The 17,190-nt window shown below is 69.4% G+C and carries 14 protein-coding genes; 6 read left to right on the top strand and 8 right to left on the bottom strand.

What is annotated here, in order from left to right; genetic code table 11:
• Positions 1-90: 90 nt before the first annotated feature.
• From ACIBF5_RS12585 to ACIBF5_RS12570, 4 genes are all read right to left on the bottom strand, one after another.
• The gene (locus ACIBF5_RS12585) at positions 91-3,198 is read right to left on the bottom strand and encodes a M14 family zinc carboxypeptidase (RefSeq protein WP_396810960.1); all 3,108 of its coding nucleotides are present in this window, start codon (positions 3,196-3,198) and stop codon (positions 91-93) included.
• Between the two features lie 144 nt (positions 3,199-3,342).
• Positions 3,343-3,864 (bottom strand): GNAT family N-acetyltransferase, encoded by a 522-nt coding sequence (locus ACIBF5_RS12580; protein ID WP_396810958.1) that lies wholly within the window; start codon positions 3,862-3,864, stop codon positions 3,343-3,345.
• Between the two features lie 13 nt (positions 3,865-3,877).
• Positions 3,878-4,105 (bottom strand): hypothetical protein, encoded by a 228-nt coding sequence (locus tag ACIBF5_RS12575; RefSeq protein WP_396810956.1) that lies wholly within the window; start codon positions 4,103-4,105, stop codon positions 3,878-3,880.
• Positions 4,106-4,223: 118 nt separating this feature from the next.
• Positions 4,224-4,919, bottom strand: coding sequence for a GNAT family N-acetyltransferase (locus ACIBF5_RS12570; protein ID WP_396810954.1), 696 nt, complete (start codon positions 4,917-4,919; stop codon positions 4,224-4,226).
• 974 nt (positions 4,920-5,893) lie between these two features.
• On the opposite strand from ACIBF5_RS12570, the gene ACIBF5_RS12565 reads away from it, so the two are divergent.
• Positions 5,894-7,123, top strand: coding sequence for a helix-turn-helix domain-containing protein (locus tag ACIBF5_RS12565; protein WP_396810952.1), 1,230 nt, complete (start codon positions 5,894-5,896; stop codon positions 7,121-7,123).
• A gap of 229 nt (positions 7,124-7,352) precedes the next feature.
• On the opposite strand, the gene ACIBF5_RS12560 is transcribed toward ACIBF5_RS12565, so the two are convergent.
• Positions 7,353-9,233, bottom strand: a complete 1,881-nt coding sequence (locus ACIBF5_RS12560; protein WP_396810949.1) for a polysaccharide biosynthesis protein — start codon at positions 9,231-9,233, stop codon at positions 7,353-7,355.
• A gap of 231 nt (positions 9,234-9,464) precedes the next feature.
• On the opposite strand from ACIBF5_RS12560, the gene ACIBF5_RS12555 reads away from it, so the two are divergent.
• The 5 genes from ACIBF5_RS12555 (at position 9,465) to ACIBF5_RS12535 (ending at position 14,428) form a co-directional block, all read left to right on the top strand.
• A complete protein-coding gene (locus ACIBF5_RS12555) occupies positions 9,465-10,178 on the top strand; it encodes a sugar phosphate nucleotidyltransferase (RefSeq protein WP_396810948.1) in 714 nt (237 codons plus the stop codon).
• The gene (locus ACIBF5_RS12550; RefSeq protein ID WP_396810946.1) at positions 10,175-11,104 is read left to right on the top strand and encodes an NAD-dependent epimerase/dehydratase family protein; all 930 of its coding nucleotides are present in this window, start codon (positions 10,175-10,177) and stop codon (positions 11,102-11,104) included. Before ACIBF5_RS12555 ends, ACIBF5_RS12550 begins: the two co-directional genes overlap by 4 nt.
• A gap of 65 nt (positions 11,105-11,169) precedes the next feature.
• Positions 11,170-12,522 carry a nucleotide sugar dehydrogenase gene (locus ACIBF5_RS12545; RefSeq protein ID WP_396810943.1) on the top strand — a complete coding sequence of 451 codons (1,353 nt, stop codon included), beginning with the start codon at positions 11,170-11,172 and terminating at the stop codon, positions 12,520-12,522.
• Positions 12,522-13,562: an NAD-dependent epimerase/dehydratase family protein gene (locus ACIBF5_RS12540; RefSeq protein ID WP_396810941.1), complete on the top strand. Its 1,041-nt coding sequence runs from the start codon at positions 12,522-12,524 to the stop codon at positions 13,560-13,562. Before ACIBF5_RS12545 ends, ACIBF5_RS12540 begins: the two co-directional genes overlap by 1 nt.
• A gap of 23 nt (positions 13,563-13,585) precedes the next feature.
• Positions 13,586-14,428: an FkbM family methyltransferase gene (locus tag ACIBF5_RS12535; protein ID WP_396810939.1), complete on the top strand. Its 843-nt coding sequence runs from the start codon at positions 13,586-13,588 to the stop codon at positions 14,426-14,428.
• On the opposite strand, the gene ACIBF5_RS12530 is transcribed toward ACIBF5_RS12535, so the two are convergent.
• From ACIBF5_RS12530 to ACIBF5_RS12520, 3 genes are all read right to left on the bottom strand, one after another.
• A complete protein-coding gene (locus ACIBF5_RS12530; protein ID WP_396810937.1) occupies positions 14,331-15,158 on the bottom strand; it encodes a hypothetical protein in 828 nt (275 codons plus the stop codon). The two genes, ACIBF5_RS12535 and ACIBF5_RS12530, sit on opposite strands and share 98 nt — an antisense overlap.
• A gap of 83 nt (positions 15,159-15,241) precedes the next feature.
• Entirely contained in the window at positions 15,242-16,378 is a 1,137-nt protein-coding gene (locus tag ACIBF5_RS12525; protein WP_396810935.1) for a hypothetical protein, read from the bottom strand.
• A 363-nt stretch (positions 16,379-16,741) separates the two neighbouring features.
• On the bottom strand, positions 16,742-17,053 hold the full coding sequence (locus tag ACIBF5_RS12520; protein ID WP_396810933.1) for a hypothetical protein: 312 nt from the start codon (positions 17,051-17,053) through the stop codon (positions 16,742-16,744).
• Positions 17,054-17,190: the final 137 nt, after the last annotated feature.

Raw genomic sequence — 17,190 nt, 5'->3', positions numbered from 1 at the left:
GCTGCCGCGAGCGGGACAAGGGGTCGGGGGGGGGGGGGGGGGGCGCCCCCCCCCCCCCCCGACGTCATGTCACCTGTTCTCGGTCACCACTTACTGGTTGCCGCCCAGGAGGTGGTCCAGCGAGCGGGCGACGAGGTCGTTCCGGGCCGCCGGGGCCAGCCCCTCCAGACCGAAGCCGAGGTAGACGGTGTCCGGGGTGACCACCACGGAACCCTCCTCGAATGCCTTCTGGCTACGCGCCCAGTCGTTGGACGCGGGCACGGAACCGGCCGGCGGTCCCGCCACCGTCCAGCCACCCAGGTCCGTCTCGAACGACGTCTCCGCGATGGTGACACCATCCCTGATCACCTTGGCGTCGTCGACGAACGCGCCAAGGCCCTGGGTGGACCAGTCGGAGGCGTACGAGATGGAGAGCTCGACCTGCTTGCCGGCGTACGCCGACAGGTCGACCGACCATTCCTGCCAGCCACCGGAGGCGCCGGTCGCCGCGTTCCAGGTGCCGGTGCTGCCGGTCGGCGAGCAGTCGGCGCCGATGTAGTGGGCGAGCTGCGGGTGCAGTGCGTCCACCCAACCCGAGCCACAGCTGTCGCCGGTCGCCGTGCCGGTGTGACCGTTGGCGTCCGGCAGCGTGGTCCAGTTGTCGGTGCCGACCTCGTGCGCCTCGACGAAGGCGAAGTCCCAGTTCGCCTCGATGTCGTGCGACATGAAGAAGCGCAGCTCGCCGCTGGTCGCTCCGGTCAGGTCGACGGTCCGGGTCAGCCGCTTGTACGACACGTCAGACTGGCCGCTGAACACGTACCAGTCACCCGTGTGCGGGTCGAACGGCGCGCCGCCCGGCCGACCCCAGCCGACCGGTGCGGAGCTGGCGAACTGCGGGAACTGGTCCGGCGGCAGGAAGCTCGACGTGGACAGGAACGACGCGGTGTGATCCTGGTTGGCGGCCGAGCCCGGCGCGTTGAGCGTGCCGTTGAACCCGGAGAACGGGCCGTCGTTGCCGACCACCGGGTACGGGTTCCCGTCACCGTCCTGGCCACCGCCACTGACGTACGTGTGCGCGCCGAGGTAGTACTGCTGGAAATCGTTCAGGATCGGCAGGCAGGCGCCGCCCGGTGCGGCGCACTCCGGCGGGGCCCCCGGCGCGTAGTAGTACGAGCCGTTCGCCGACTGTGCCAGCAGCGCGTTCTTCCCGCTGACGAGCAGCTTGCCACCCTCGTTGAGATAGTCCCGAACGGCCAGTTCGGTCTCGAACGCGGCCCTCGCCGTGGTGCCGGGAACCTGCCCCGGCGCCCGCAGGATCACGTCGTCGCCGGTCTCCCACACCACCGCGTCGTAGTGCGAGAGCACCCCGAGCGGGTGCGGCGCCTTCCGACCCCGGGTGTCGAAGTCGTAGACGTCGCTGGTCTTGCCGGCGGCGCTCAGCGCGGCGGCCACCTCGTCGGCGTACTTGGCGCTGGTGCCGGTCTGGACCGGGCTCGGCCCGGTGACGTCCTCGACCGCCAGCACCAGCACGTCACCGCCGATGTCGGTGCTCACCTGGTACGTGAAGTGCTCACTCGCGGTGGGGCCGCCACCCTTGGGCTTGGTGCCGGTGAACCAGACCTCCACCCGGTCACCGGGCTTGGTGCCGGTCACAATTCCGCGCGCCTCGGCGAAGTAGTCGTCGTGGGTGTTGCCGTACCGCTCCCCACCACGCCATTCCTTGACCTCGACCGACTTCGGCCGGCCGCCGTTGACGACGTAGTGCATCTGGACGTTCTTCAGCGACCGGCGGGCGATGGCCGCCACCGGCTGCCGGGTGCCGTAGGAGACGTCGAACTTGTCGATCTCGAAGTCCGGCGTGCTGCGTCCGACCACCGAGACCGGGTTGTCCGGGGTCGCGGCGGACTTGGCGACGGCGAGCGCGAACGGGACGTTCTTCGCCACCTCGGCGGCGATCAGGTCCTCGTCGTCCGGGAAGTTGAAGCCGCTGGCGCAGTCCTCGGCCAGCCACTCGTCGTTCGGGTCGGAGTTCGAGGCGGTCTCGCAGGTGGTCATCTCGGGGGTGAAGCCGAGCGCACCGTAGCGGACCGTGGCGTGCGTGTCGGTGTCGCCGTTGGTGGTGTACAGCTCGGCCGAGATGTCCGGGTCGTAGCCGGGGATCGCCGGGTGGGCGTCGTCACCGGCCAGCGCCTTGTAGATCAGGTCGTCCGGAGTGGGGGTCTCCACCTGCCAGCCGACGCCGTAGAGCAGCAGCTCGGCGGCGGAGTGGTAGTTGATGTAGTACTCGAAGCCGACCCGGCGGAACAGCCCGTCGAGCGCCTTCGTCTCCGGCTCCGAGTTCGGGCCCGGCCCCCGGTAGGTCTCGCTCGACGGATCCGGCGAGGATCCTTCGTTGTCGTAGCCCCACTTGTAGGAGAAGTTCCGGTTCAGGTCGACACCGTCGCCGCTGGTGATCTGACCGTCGCCGTTGTTGTCCCGCAGGTTCTTGCGCCACAACCGGTTGCCCGGGGTGAAGGTGAAGTCGTACCCGTCCGGGTTCGACACCGGCAGGAACCACAGCTCGGTGGTGTCGACCAGCTGGGTGATCTCCGGGTCGGTGCCGTAGTTCTCCAGCACCAGGTGCATCAGCCGGCGAGTCATCTCCGGGGTGATCCACTCACGAGCGTGCTGGGCGGCGCCGTAGAGCACGGCCGGGCGCTTGCCGTCCTCGACGTTCTTGGCGTTCTTGGTCACCTTGATCGCGAGGATCGGCTTGCCCTGGGTGGTCTTGCCGATCGTCTCTACCTTGGTCAGCCTCGGGAACCGGGCCGCCGTCGAGGTGATCTCGTCGCGGATACCGCCCGGTTCGCTGTAGGACCGGTACGCCGACCAGCCCTTGGACGACTGCTCGCGCAGCGCCCGGGAGGCCTCCTTACCGCGTACCTTCTTGACCGACAGTGGCACGCCCTCGGTGGCCAACTTGGCGGCCTGTTCCTTGGTCAGCACCACCTGTACCGCGGACTTGCCGGACTTGTCGACCTCGCCGACCGCGTGGCCGACGTCGACACCACTATTTCGGAGCACGTCGAGCTGCTTGGCGTCGGCCGAGCCGACGTACACCTCAAGATTGCTGTTGCCACCGCCCGGCGCGGCCGGTGGTGCCGCGCTGACCGGTGTGGTCAGCACCATGACGCCGACCAATGTGAACACGCCGGCGATCGCCAGCCGTGTTTTGCGCATTGCGCCCCCTCGTTCGAAGGATCTCTACGCGCGAGCCTCCTGCGCCGGATCAGACGTGTCAATGATTCGATCGGTTGTTGTACCCCGGTTCCGCCGGGCACTGACCGAGCGCTCCGACAGGCACCCGTCGGCGTGGGACAGGCGTCAGCTACGGGAGTACGTCGCCGCCAGGTGCCGCAGCACGTCGCCGTCGAGTCGCCGTACCTCGATCTCGTGCAGGCCCCGCGCGTGCAGCCGGTCGTAGAACCGCAGGGCCGGTTCGTTGTCGCGCAGCACCCACCATTCGAGCCGGGCGCAGCCGCGTTGTACGGCCAGGGCGGCGAGGTGTCCGAGCAGCGCCCGCCCGAGGCCACCGCCACGGTGTTCGGGGCGGACGTAGAGGTCCTCCAGGTGTAGGCCGGGCTGCCCCAGGACGGTGCTGTACGTCGGGTAGAACAGGGCGAACCCGGCCGGTTCCCCCTTCACGACCGCCACGACCGCCTCGGCGAGCGGTGGTTCCGTACCGAAGAGGCTCTTTGTCAGGTCCTCCGGTTCGGCGGTGACCGCTCCCGGGTACCGCTCCGCCTCGGCGAGTTCCACGATGAGGCGGTGCAGCAGGTCGACGTCGGCGGGGGTGGCCGGCCGGATGAGTGGGGCTGCGGGGGTCAGGGGTTCGGGGGCATGCACATAGGCATGGTGCCTAACGCGCGATCAGTTCGTGGGATCGGACCCGGTCTTTGGGGTCGTAGACCATCGTCTCCAGCATCAGTTCGTCCGCGTCGGTCCGGCGTACCACCTCGGTGAGCTGGGCCCGGACCGTCTCCGGTGAGCCCAGCGCGTACGTCTGCCGGATCCGTTCGACCGTCCGCCGACCCTCCACCGTGTACGGATGGGCCGCTGCCGCCTCCTCGCCCGGCGGCGGCAGCACCTGACGGTTGCGGATCCGTAGCCGGCTCAGCGGGCTTGGTTCGGCCCGGGCCGAGGTCGACGACTTCGCGCTTGAGCTGATCCTCGGCTCGCTCCGGGTGAGGTTGTCCGCCGCGTCGTCAGGCGGAGACTGCCGGCGTACGGATCGAGGCGAAGGTGATCGAGGTACGGACCTTGAAGCCCATCGACTCGTACAGTCGGATCGCGTTGAGGTTGTGGCCGGCGACGTGCAGGAACGGTGTCTGGCCCCGACGGCGGATCTCGGCCGCCGACGCCCTGATCAGTCGGCTGGCCAGTCCCTGACCCCGGTGGGCCGGATCGGTGCAGACCGCGCTGATCTCCGTCATGCCGGGTACCTGGAGTCGCTCGCCCGACATCGCCACCAGGGCGCTGTCGCGTCGGATTCCCAGGTACGTCCCGAGTTCGACGGTGCGCGGGGCGAACGGTCCCGGCAAGGTACGGGCGACCAGATCGAGCATCTCCGGTACGTCGTCGGCGGTGAGCGTCACGGCCTCGGCGTCGTCGGCTGCGTCAACGGCGACATCGACGAGTTGCAACCGTTCGCCGTGCCACAGCACCTCCCACCCGATGGGGAGCGTCAGACCGACGCCCGCGACGACGACGGTCGTCCCCGGGCCGGCGAGTTCGGCCAGGTCGGCCCAAGCCCGCTCGTCGGACCAGTCCTCGACGGCCGAGAACGGTGACACGTCAGGCTGGTACCGGACGGCCCGACCGTGCGACTCGGCGAACCGGGCGTGTCGACCGGTCAGCGACTGCCATACCGCGTTATCCGGAATGTTGTATTCAGTCGGCATCAGGGTCATTGTCGTCATTTCTCCCGATGGGGGCTGGTCCTCGCCGGGGGCAAGGCTATCCGAGGGCCGTGAACTGGGCGTACGCGAATTCGGAGAGTTGGACCACACCTCGGCCATCCTGATCGCCGCGCCCGAGTCGTCCGTTCCATCCGAACTCGGGGCGCCGAGGCTGTCGACGGGGGAGGCTCAAGTCTTCATCAAGATCCGCGTCGAACGATCGGCCGGAGCGGGTTTGGATCTAGGGTTTCCTAGGTTCGTACGGGAGCAGCGCTCCACCGCACAGGGAGGACAACGATGTCCACTAAGGATGGAGCGTCGGCGGCAGGCTCGACGTCTGTGAAGCCCGACGTCGAGATCGAGCCCGACGTCGAGATCGAGGTCGAGGTCGAGCAGGCGGGACCCGAGACCTTTTCGCCTGCCGGACGAGCCCCTTCGACGCTCAGTGCCGGCAAGGGTGCGGGGCCACACCAGAATTTCGCGATCGGGGTGTCCGGCCGGACCAGGCGTCGACCCCGAGCCTGACCACCGCGTACTCGTTGCCGTCGTCCGCCTGCCTCCGTCTCACCTGTTGGTCGCGGATCAAACCGGGCCATTGCTGGGCGTAACCACTCCGCGAAGTTGGGGTTTCCACAACAGAGTGTCACTAGCGGAAGTGCTCGGATTCGTCGGCAGGCGATCTCGCCCGGGCGTGACCACAGGGCCGCTCCGGCCTCCCCGCTCAGCATCGGGGCGGCTCCTGTCGACGACGAGAGGGAGAGTGCGATGGCCAACCGCGAACGCGAACCGGAGACGACGACGGATTCGGATACACCGGCGACCGCCCCCCGCGAGCTGACGCCTGACCTGCCTTCCGAGCCCGATAACCGCCACCGGGCCCGGAACCGAGGCCGGTTCGACACACCGACGCCCCCCGAGCCGCTCGAATTCTTTTCGATCGGGGTGTCCGGTCGGATCCGCCGCAACCCGACCGCCTGATGGACGAGCTGCCGATCGGGCGCCGGGTCGCCTACTGGCGTGGGCAGCGGAAGATGTCGCAGCAGGTCTTCGCCGACCGGATCGGCCGGTCGAAGAGTTGGGTCGACAAGATCGAGCGGGGCGACCGGCGGCTGGACAAGTTCTCCCTGCTCCACCAGATCGCCGTGGTGCTCCAGATCGACGTGGCGATGCTGCTCAACCGTGACCCGGAGCGCAGGTCCAGCCCGACCGGAAGTTACGACCAGCGTGAGCTGGACGATCTCCGCCTGGCCTTGGACCGGTGCGCCCCCGCCGCCTACCTCGGCCGGGCCACCGGCTCCGGTCCACCGCTGCCCGAGCTGGCCCGGTCGGTCAACCACGCCTGGCTGACCTACCAGTACGCGCGCTACGGCGTGCTCACCCGCGCGTTGCCGGGACTGCTGCGGGACACCCAGGCGGCGGACGCGTGCCACACCGGCGACACCGGCCGGCAGGCGGCGAGCCTGCTCGGTCAGGTGCTCCAGATCGCCTCGTCGGCGCTGCGAAAGCTCGGTGACCACGAGTCGGCCCGGCTCGCCGCCGACCGGTCGATCACGGTCGCGCTGCGGGCCGAGGACGAACTCCTCGCCGGGGTGGCGACCAGCAGGATGGCGAACGCACTGCTGGCCACCGGACGGGCGCGGGCGGCCTTCGAGGCGAACATGGTGATGGCGCAGCGGCTCGCCCCGCACGACCCGAGCATCGCGGACCCGGCCCGGCTGTCCGTGTACGGGTCGACACTGTTGCAGGCGGCGATGGCGGCGGCCCGGCTCGGGGATCACGACGGCGTACGTGAGCTGCTGCGATCCGCCGAGGAGGCGGCGAACCATCTCGGTGCGGACCGCAACGAGTACTGGACCAGCTTCGGCCCGACCAACGTGGAACTGCATCGGGCGGCGGCTGCGATCGAGCTGGGGGAGGGGCGGGAGGCGGTCGACATCCACGAGAACCGGCTCCACCACCGGCGCCTTGCCGGGCTGCTACCGGAGCGCCGGGCACACCACCTGCTCGACATCGCCCGGGGGTATCTGCTGGTCGGCGAGACCGGCTGCGCCGGGGACGCGCTGGTCGAGGCCGACCGGGTGGCGCCCTGGGAGATCCGGGGACGACCGTTGGCGCACGAGCTTATGGCGGACATCCTTCGGCGTACGAAGGGCACCGCCCCGGCTCTGGTCGCGGACCTCGCGACGCAGATGGGCGCCCGGGTGTGAGGGTCGCGGGTAAGCCGAAGATACCGCCCAATTGCCGCCTACCATGTCTTCCGGGCGCGACAGTGGCCCTCACCGGGAGCACCCTGCACGACGGCAACTCGGCCATGGCGCCGACCACCGAGAGCGCGACGTGGTGTCCCACCTCTGACGCGGAACCTGCATCGGCACCGGTTAGGAGGGGGCCCTTCCTATACCGAATGCGATAACAAGGGGCCCTTCCTTACTCCGCTTACTCGTGGGCGGAGCGGGGGATGAGGAGGGCGGGGGAGGAGGTGAAGGCGGCGGGTTGGTCGCAGAGCCAGGCGAGTCGTTCGATCACCTTGGCCGGGTCGTCGAACGGGTCCAGCGCGCTCGCCTCGATCGGGTCCAGCGGCGGCACGGTCACGTGCGAGATCAGCGGGTGCAGCGGGCGGAGATCCTGCTCGCCGGTGCCGATCAGGTCCTCGTGCAGCTTCTCGCCCGGCCGTAGCCCGGTGTAGACGATCTGGTGGGTGCCGGGGGCCTGTGCGGCGAGTTGCCGGGCGATGTCGTCGATGCGTACGGGCTTGCCCATGTCGAGCACCAGCGCCTCCCCGTCCCGGCCGATCGCCGCGGCCTGGAGCACCAGTTGCACCGCCTCCTGCACGGTCATCAGATAGCGGGTCACCTCGGGGTGGGTGACGGTGATCGGCAGTCCGGCGTCGATCTGGGCCTGGAACGCGGTCACCACCGACCCCCGGCTGCTCAGTACGTTGCCGAAGCGCACGCTGAGGAAGGTGCCGTCGGTGGCGGCGGCGGTGTGCGCGGTCAGCCTCTCGGTGATCCGTTTCGAGTAACCGAGCACGCTGACCGGGTTCGCCGCCTTGTCGGTGGAGATGTTCACGAACTGGGCCACGTCCCGGCATGCGCTGAGGACGGCGAGGGTGCCCCAGACGTTGGTCTTGATCGCCTCGCCGGGGTGCCGTTGCAGCAGGGTGAGGTGTTTGAGCGCGGCGGCGTGGAAGACGATGTCCGGCTTCCGTTCCGCGACCACCCGGGCGATGCCCTCGGCGTCGCGTACGTCGGCGAGGATGAGTTCCGGGCCGTCGAGCAGGGCGCGGCCGGTCAGTGAGAGCTGGAGCGCGTGCAGGGCGGACTCGTCCCGGTCGAGCATCATCAGCTCACCGGGGTTCGCCCGCATGATCTGCCGGCAGAGTTCGGAGCCGATCGAGCCGCCGGCCCCGGTGACCAGCACCCGCCGCCCGGTCACCTCGGCGCCCCGGGTGCCGAGGTTGGCGACGGCGTGCGGACGTCCCAACAGGTCGGTGATCTTCAGATCGCGTACGTCGGCGACGCTGATCCGGTGGTCGACCAGTTCCCGCACCGGGGGGAGCACCTTGAACCCGGCACCCGCCTCCAGGGTGGCGGTGCGGACCTGTCGGATCAGCTCGGGTTCGGCGCTGGCGATGGCGAGGATCAGATTGGTCGCCCCGGTCTGGTTGATCGCCGCCGCGATCTGCGGTTGTCCACCGAGTACCGGTACGCCGTCCAGGCGTAGGTGCCGCTTCTCCGGATCGTCGTCGAGGAGGCCGACCGGCAGGTACTTGCCGCGCGGGTCGCTGACCATCGCCTTGAGCAGGGACTGTCCGGCCGAGCCGAGTCCGAACAGCAGCACCGGTAGGGCCGAGCCGGTGCTCGGTCGTAGCGAGCGGCTGCGCCGGTGCCGGTGCACCGAACGGACGGCGAGCATCAGCAGCAGCGCGATCGCCCCGCCGACCGGCGGCGTGCTGGCCGGGATGGGGTGGGTGGCCAGTGGCAGCACCGCGATCACGAGGAGCAGGGCGGTCCCCGCCGTCGCCGCGGTCAGCGCCTGTGCCTCAAGCCGGCTGCCCAGCGGATGCCGCCCCTGGTAGCGGCGGTGCACGATGGTCAACGCGGTGAAGATGGCGCTGGCGATCAGGCCGGCGACCAGCACCCGGGTGACCATCTGGCCGCTCAGCGCGAATTCGAACCGGGTCCACGCGGCGGTGAGGAAGCCGCCGATCCAGGCGGCGGTGTCGACGGCGAGCAGGGCCGCCGTACGGCGTCGGGCGCCCGGTAGCCGGTGCACGGGCTGGGCGTGCGGCGTCGCGGGGCGTGCGGCGAATGGCATGGGATGGCTCCGTGATCCGGTTTCGTCGGTGTGCCCCGGGCTCGGGGCTGGCGTGGCTGCTGTCAGGTAACCAACACTTAGTCGCTCTTATCGCTTTAGGTGGGTCGTTTCACTTAATTTGCGTGCTCAGCGCGTTTTTGCGTGACCCCCCGCTGGCGTCGTCGTTGACGACAGAGGACCTGTTCCGGGTGGTTGCGAAGGGACGGCACGGACGCGATGCATGTGGTGATCATGGCCGGTGGTAAAGGGGTCCGCCTGCGTCCGTACACCACCTCGCTGCCGAAACCGCTGGTGCCGATCGGGGACAGCTACGCGATTCTGGAGATCGTCCTGCACCAGTTGGCGAGCTGCGGTTTCAGCCACGTCACGCTCGCGATCAATCACCTGGGCGCGTTGATCCGAGCTTTTGTCGGCGACGGTTCCCGCTACGGCCTGCACGTGGACTACGTGGAGGAACGGGTTCCGCTCTCCACGGTCGGCCCGCTCTTCGGTCTGCGTGACCGGCTGCCCGAGCACTTCCTGGTGATGAACGGCGACATCCTCACCGACCTCAACTACGCCGACCTGCTGATGGCGCACTGCGAGTCGGGTGCGCCGCTCACCGTGGCGACCTTCCGTAGGAACGTCAAAATCGACTTCGGGGTGCTGGTCACCCGAGGTGAACGGGTGGTCGAGTTCACCGAGAAGCCGACTCTCGACTACGAGGTCAGCATGGGCGTCTACGGGCTCTCCAGGGCCACCATCGCGCCGTACCCGGCCGGGCTCCCGTTCGGCTTCGACCAGCTCATGATCGACCTGCTCGCACAGGGACGGCAGCCGGCCAACTACCCGTTCGACGGCTACTGGCTCGACATCGGCCGGCCCGAGGACTACGACGAGGCGAACCGCACCTTCGACGAACTCCGGCGGACCCTGCTCCCCACCGGGGTACGGGAGGCGGTGTGAGCCGGGTGCTGCTCTTCGGCGCGTCCGGCTTCGTCGGTTCACGGGTACGTTCCGTCCTCGAACCGGACACCGAACTGGTCTGCCCACGGCGGGCCGAGTGTGACCTGCTCGACATCGGGGTCGCCGAACTGACCGAGTTGGTGCACGCGGCCCGGCCGGACGCGGTGGTCAACTGCACCGGTCAGCTCACCGGCGGTGGGTACGCGATGATCCGGGCGCACACCCTCGTCACCGCCAAACTCATCGAGGCGGTCACGGTCGGCGCGCCCGGGGCGAGGCTGATCCGGCTCGGGTCCGCCGGCGAGTACGGCCCGGTCCCGTTCGGTGCGCCGGTCGCCGAGGACGCACCGGCCGCCCCGGTCAGCGAATACGGTCTCAGCCACCTGGCCGCCACCCAACTGGTGGGGTTGGCCCACTCCAGCGGGCGGATCAGCGCCGCGGTGCTGCGGGTGTTCAACCCGATCGGCCCCGGCCTCTCCGCCGAGAACGTCCTGGGCCGGACGGCGGCGCTGCTGCTGGCGGCCCGGAACGGCGTACCCGAGATCGGGCTGGGGCCACTGGGCGCGTACCGGGACTTCGTTGACGTCCGCGACGTGGCGCTCGCGGTCCGGGCCGTTCTGCGCGCGCCCGACTCGCCCCATCTGGTCTTCAACATCTCCAGCGGTCACGCGGTCGCCACCCGGCACGCCGTACGGATGCTCGCCCGTACCGCCGGTTTCACCGGGACGATCCGTGAGCAGACCCCCGACCCGGCGGCGGCCCGGACGGCGTCCGTGCCGTGGATGTGCGGGGACAACAGCCTGGCGCTGCGGGTGCTCGGCTGGAAACCCGCGTACGACCTGCCCGATTCGATCCGAGGGATCTGGGAAGCGGCGGTCGAAGCCGACCCGGAGCGGGCGGCGCTGGCCGTCGGGGCGACCGCCTGACCGGATGAGCGCCCCGGCCCCCCTCGTTCCCGACCCATCCATACGTCCTATCAAGGAGGCCGGAGTTGTACCGGAAGATCGGAATCGTCGGACTTGGCTACGTGGGCCTGACCCTGGCCGCCGCGCTCGCGCGGAAGGGGTACGAGGTGTATGGCGTGGACAGCTCCCCGGCCGTCCGGGACGCGTTGGGCCAGGGGCGGGTGCATCTCTTCGAACCCGGCATCGCGGAGGTCTTCGCCGAGAGCGTGGGCAGGTCCGTCTTTGTCGGCACCGAACTCCCGGCCGATGTGGAGGTCGCGGTCATCGCCGTCTCCACCCCGGTGGACGACCGGACCCGGCAGCCCGACCTGACGAACCTCGCCGCCGCAGCCGAGCAGGTCGCGCAGTGGTGCGGCCCGGAGACGCTGGTGGTGGTTCGTAGCACGGTGCCGGTCGGCACCAGTCGCCGGGTGGTGCTGCCGTCGCTGGTCGCCGCATGGGGGCGGGCCCGGCTGGTGATGGCACCGGAACGGACCATCCAGGGGCAGGCGCTGCGCGAACTGGTCGAGTTGCCGCAGGTGGTCGGCGGGTTGGACGAGGAGAGCCGCCGGGCCGGGATCGGGTTCTTCGGCGGACTCGCCACCCAGGTCGTGCCGGTCTCCAGTCTGGAGGCGGCCGAGCTGGTCAAGCTCTCCAACAACTGCCACACCGATCTGATCTACTCGTTCGGCAACGAGCTGGCACTGATCGCCGAGCGGCACGGGCTGGACCCGTTGGAGGTGATCGGCGCGGCGAACCTCGACTACCCCCGGCCCGACCTGAGCCGCCCCGGTTACGTCGGCGGCGGGTGCCTCTCCAAGGACCCGTACCTCATGATCAACAGTGCCGGCGGAGAACCCGGGCCGTTCCTGGTCGGCGCCGCCCGGCGGCTCAACGAATACCTGCCCGTACACGTCGCCAACCGGGTGGTCGACCTGCTCCGCCAGACCCGTGGCGGGACCGTAGGCCGCCGGCTCGCGGTTCTCGGCTGGGCCTACAAGGGCTGGCCGCCCACCGACGACATGCGCGGCACCCCGATCGCCACCATGATGCCAACCTTCCGGGCGGCCGGACTGACCGTGACCGGGCACGACCCGATGGTCCCCGACGAGGTGATCCACCGCTACGGCGGCGAGCCGACCAGCGTCGACAAGGCGTTCAGCGACGCCGACGCGGTCCTGGTGATCAACGACCACCCGGACTACCGGGCCATCCAGCTCGACACGCTGCTCGCCGGCGGCGGCCCGAAACCAGCCCTGGTCTACGACTCGTGGCGGATCCTCGACGAAGCGACGATCATCGCCGCCGGCATCCGCTACGCCGGCCTCGGCTACCTGCCGATGCCCCGTGTCGACCAGACCACACCAGCCCAGCGACGCGCGGCGGAGGTGAACGGCTGATGCACGCGCTGATCCTCGGCGGAGCCGGCTTCGTCGGGCTGCACCTCGCCGACCGGCTGGTCGCCGACGGGCACCGGGTGACCATCGTGGACGACTTCTCCCGGGGCCGCGACGACGAGCGGATCGCCGCACTGCGCGCCCACCCCGCCGTCGACGTCCGCTCCGCCGACCTCACCAGCGCGGCGTCGTGGGCCGGGATACCCCGGGGGTACGACCAGATCTACCTGCTCGCCGCCGTTGTCGGCGTACGCAACGTCGAAGCCGATCCGGCCCGGGTGATCCGGGTCAACACGCTCACCGCCCTGCACCTGCTGGACTGGCTCATCCCAGGTGAGCGGATCTTCTTCAGTTCCACCAGCGAGGTGTACGCGGGCGGCGTCGACGCCGGCATCGTGCCCGTACCCACCGCCGAGGACGTACCGGTGATGGTGTCGGACGTGACCGCGCCCCGGTTCGCGTACGCGGTCAGCAAACTTCTCGGCGAGGCGGCCTTCGTCCACGGCGCCCGGGCCAAGGAGTGCAGTGCCGTCGTCGGCCGCTTCCACAACGTCTACGGCGCCCGGATGGGCACTGACCACGTCATCCCCGAGATGGCCCTGCGGGCACTGCGCGGCGAGGACCCGTTCCGGGTCTGGGGCGCCGACCAGTACCGCGCCTTCTGCCACGTCGACGACGCGGTCGAGGCGATGCTGCGGCTGATGGCCTGCCCCGAGGCGGCCGGCGAGATCGTGCACATCGGCGACGACAGCGCCGAGACCAACATCGCCGACCTGGCCGGACTCGTCCTCGACCTGGCCGGGGCGAAGCCGACCATCGAACGGCTGCCCGCACCGCCCGGTTCGGTCACCCGACGCTGCCCTGACCTGGGAAAACTGCGTCGGCTGACCGGATTCGAGCCGACCGTCGCGCTCGCCGACGGGGTGCGCCGCACCTTCGACTGGTATCGCGGGTGGTGGGAGCGCGCCGACTCCTCCGGGCCGCTCGACGGTGGCCAGAACGTGCCCCGACAGCCCGCGCCGCAGGGCAGCCCGACCCGCTGAACGAGAGATCGGACCAGACCGCGATGGCGACCAACCTCAAGAAGCGCCTCTTCGACACCCTGGACGAGCGGGTCGACCGGCGGGTCGTCGCCGGGCTCGGTTCGCTCTTCCTCTCCGCCCGCTCCCAGTCACGCTGCCGGGTCCGTTACGCGGAAGGCCAGTGGGTGCACCGATATCCGACCGGGATCGTCGTCAACACCACCCTCGGCGGGCTCTCCGCCCGTGCCCAGGACCAGGCGGCGCAGGACATCTTCCTCTTCGACTACCAGCCCCAACCGGGCGACACCGTCTTCGACGTCGGAGCCGGTATCGGCAGCGAGGTACGGCTCCTCTCCCGCCTGGTCGGCCCCGCCGGGCGGGTGGTGAGCATCGAGGCGCATCCGCGTACGTTCGCCTGCCTGCGGCGTACCGTCGAACTGAACCGGCTGCCGAACGTGACCACACTGGATTGTGCCGTGGTCGGCGACCCCGGTCCGGTCTACCTCTCCGACGACCAGGTCGACCACATCCGCAACGGTCTGACCACGGACGGGACCGAGGGGGTCGAGGTGCCCGGACGCACCCTCGGCGAAATCATCTGGTCGCTCGGGGTGGACCGGATCGACCTGCTCAAAATGAACATCGAGGGTGCCGAACTGCCGGTGTTGGAGAAGTCGTTCGACCTGCTCAGCTTGGTGGAGAACGTCGTCGTCTCCTGCCACGACTTCCTCTCCGAGGGCACGTACGCCGACGGCGCCGACCACCAGTGGCAACGAACCTTCGCCCCGGTCACCGACCTGCTCCGGGCCGCCGGTTACACCATCCGCACCCGCCCGGACGACCCGCGCCCCTGGGTCCGCTACTACGTGTACGCCTCCCGCCCGTAGCCCCGCTCTCCACCGCTGGCCGGATCGCGGCGCTCAACGCACGGATCTGGCGTTTGCGGAGTTGGGCGAACCGGGCCAGGTTGTCGACGAACGTCGACGGTGTCTTGCGCAGGAACGCGTGCCGGTCCAGCTCGGGGTCGGCCCAGTACCGCCCGTGCCAGGTCGCCATGCCGGTGAGCGGGTCCTCCATGTCGGTGCGGGAGATCGGGGTCTGCGGCGTGCAGAAGGTCACCTGTCGGGTGGCGACGATGTCCTCCATGAGTGCGATCGAGCGGCCCGATCCGTGGTCGGCCGAGCCGTGGTAACCGTGCGGGGCCTCGATTTCCAGGTGTGGCCGCAGGTGCCGATAGAAGCCCGGCTCGCCGGTGAGGACGTCGGCCATGCCGAGCAGTAGCCGTTGGCTCCAGTCGAGCGTGGTCTTGGCGAAGAGCGCCGTGGGTAGTCCCGCCTCCTGCCCGGCCCGGTTGTACGTCACCGTTCCCCGCCACCGGGTCGATGTGCCGCTGCTGACGTCGCGCAGCTCGTACGACTCGACCGCCGCGTCCGGGTGGGCGGGGCAGAGTACGGAGGTCAGCCACTCCTCGGTGACGTCGCTCGGCCGTACCGGTATGTCTGCCCGGGTGGTCGCCGGCCGAGGGGTGAGCAGTTCCCGGAGGACGTGTCCGCCGTACCGCGCCATCGTTCCCGCCACCATCAGCCCCGGATTACCGGTACGCGCACCACTGTCCAATGACCGGTCTCCTCGATCGTGACCCCGTTAGGTCATCGATTAGCTTCTATGCAAAGTATGCCCGATCGGACGGCTGTCGGAAATCAGGATGTCTCGTGGCCCTCGGTTTCGGCGAAACGGGGTCGTGCCCGAGCTTCGTCTGCCGCCTCTTCGAGGCGTGCGGTGGCGTCGCTGTCGAGTCCGCGTTCCGCTGCGGTCCAGGCGATCCATGCGTCGGCCACATCCGCGAGGATCTGCCCGACGTCGGGGTTCTCGATGTGGTCGGGTGAGAGGGTCGGCAGGCCGAGGACGGCTTCGATCCGGCGCGGGCCGAGATGAAGAGGGTGGCAGCCCGCCTCTTCGACGAAGCTCGTGACGAGCAGGTCCACGGCCTGACCCGTGGCGTCGTTCGCGGGGAGTCCGGACGCGGCGTCGGAGGCGAGGAAGTTCCGCTTCAGGAGCCCGATCTCCACTGTGGTGGGAAAGGGCTCGGGTGGCGCGGCGACATCGCTCAACGCGCGGGTGCGGGTGAGGGTCAGTGCGCGCATCTTCCGGTACGCCTTCGGCATCGCCCTGAGCCTGTACTGCCGGTCGTCGAGCAACTCGTCCGAGGTGGCGATGGCGTCCTCGATCAGTCGTCGTGCGTACGCCGGGTCGAGCGGTTCGTTGACGAAGTCCTCCCCGTCCTCGTGGGCGTCGGCGAGGAAGTCCCGCAGCATGTCCACGTCCTCGTTGAGGGTGATCTCCCGGATCAGACCACCGCCGAGGGTGCGGTCGATCAGGGCCAGGATCGCGTGTTCGTCGTCTCCGTCGTAGGAGAACGCGCAGAGTACGAGCGCGGTCTCGTCGAACTGGTCGTGCGCCCACCAGCAACCGTCGACCCGCACCCGACCGATCGTGGAGGACCAGGGAGGTTCGGGTTGTCCTTCTTTCGCGAGCAGGTCGGCGTTCGCCTGGGCGAGCTCGCGTTGGGTGTCGATCGTGCTCATCGCCTGGAAGGCCCGCAGCGCCGCCAGCGCCGTGGGCGTCCGTCGTGTGCCCAACTCGTGAATGACCTGGGCGTCGGCCTGCACCGCGTCGGCCAGGGGTCGGGCGAAGCCCTCAGCATTCTCGTGGGCGAGTAGCTGTGTCATTCCCTGCTCCACCGACCACGGGGAACTCTCCGCCTTGAGCGAGAAGTTCCATTCGATGAAGTTCGCGGCCGAGGTGGTGCGCTCGGCGCTTGGATCGTTGTCAGTCATTCGCTGATTGTCGCAGTCGGTCCGTCGTCGTGCGGTCCTCGGGAAGCGAAGCGGTTGGGCGTGGTTCGTTACTCGGGCGCCGCCGGCGGTGCGCTGCCCGGACCTCATGTGACGACTCCCCGCCGCTCTACAGTAGGCCGTGATTCGGTTGTTCCATTGGTCGTGGGGGTGCTCACCGCCGAGTTCGACGGTGAGCACCCCCACGCGGCTTCCAGATTCCCGACCGGCGGTCTTCCCCCGGTCGGCCCAGTGGGGTCGGGGGCGAGACGATGACCGTCGGCCGGCTGGTGGCCCGTCGATGTCCGTCCGAATCCATCGCGACCAGGGGATATCTCCACCGTCGTGCCGGGACACAACGATGATCTAGGGGGTCGGGGCGAGCATCCGCTTGTTCGGACGTCGAACGAGCAGAATCGACAACCCGGTGACGACGAGCATCAACACCAGGTGGATGACAGTGACCGTGGTGAGCGCTCGGGAGATCTCCGGGTGGCCCTGGTGACTTCCGAACGTCGCGAAGCACACCGAGCCGATGACGGCCACACCAGCCGCGCTGGCGAACTGTTGCGCGGTGGACAGACTTCCCGCCGCGGCCCCGGCCGCCAGTCGGGGAACCTCGGCGAGCACTGATCCGACGAGGGCGGGAAACGCCAGCCCGGTACCGAGGCCCAGCATGACCATCTCGGGTATCAGCGCCCAGATCCCGATCGTGTTTCCCTCGACCCGGACAACGACCCATGCCCACGTCGCTGTTCACGTTTCTCTACGAGGCGCCGGACCACACCTGGTGGTCCTCCGTTTACAAAGTACGG

It is taken from the genome of Micromonospora sp. NPDC050417 (assembly GCF_044458865.1).
Classification (GTDB): Bacteria; Actinomycetota; Actinomycetes; order Mycobacteriales; family Micromonosporaceae; genus Micromonospora_G.
Note: the sequence above shows the minus strand (reverse complement) of the source record. Positions and strands in the feature narration are given on the sequence as shown.

What these genes read in the sequence shown, in the direction of transcription:
- ACIBF5_RS12565 (WP_396810952.1), top strand. Translation starts at nt 5,894, where the DNA reads ATGGACGAGCTGCCGATCGGGCGCCGGGTCGCCTACTGGCGTGGGCAG.
- ACIBF5_RS12540 (WP_396810941.1), top strand. Translation starts at nt 12,522, where the DNA reads ATGCACGCGCTGATCCTCGGCGGAGCCGGCTTCGTCGGGCTGCACCTC.
- ACIBF5_RS12535 (WP_396810939.1), top strand. Translation starts at nt 13,586, where the DNA reads ATGGCGACCAACCTCAAGAAGCGCCTCTTCGACACCCTGGACGAGCGG.
- ACIBF5_RS12520 (WP_396810933.1), bottom strand. Translation starts at nt 17,053, where the DNA reads ATGCTGGGCCTCGGTACCGGGCTGGCGTTTCCCGCCCTCGTCGGATCA.
- ACIBF5_RS12570 (WP_396810954.1), bottom strand. Translation starts at nt 4,919, where the DNA reads ATGCCGACTGAATACAACATTCCGGATAACGCGGTATGGCAGTCGCTG.
- ACIBF5_RS12560 (WP_396810949.1), bottom strand. Translation starts at nt 9,233, where the DNA reads ATGCCATTCGCCGCACGCCCCGCGACGCCGCACGCCCAGCCCGTGCAC.
- ACIBF5_RS12555 (WP_396810948.1), top strand. Translation starts at nt 9,465, where the DNA reads ATGGCCGGTGGTAAAGGGGTCCGCCTGCGTCCGTACACCACCTCGCTG.
- ACIBF5_RS12525 (WP_396810935.1), bottom strand. Translation starts at nt 16,378, where the DNA reads ATGACTGACAACGATCCAAGCGCCGAGCGCACCACCTCGGCCGCGAAC.
- ACIBF5_RS12585 (WP_396810960.1), bottom strand. Translation starts at nt 3,198, where the DNA reads ATGCGCAAAACACGGCTGGCGATCGCCGGCGTGTTCACATTGGTCGGC.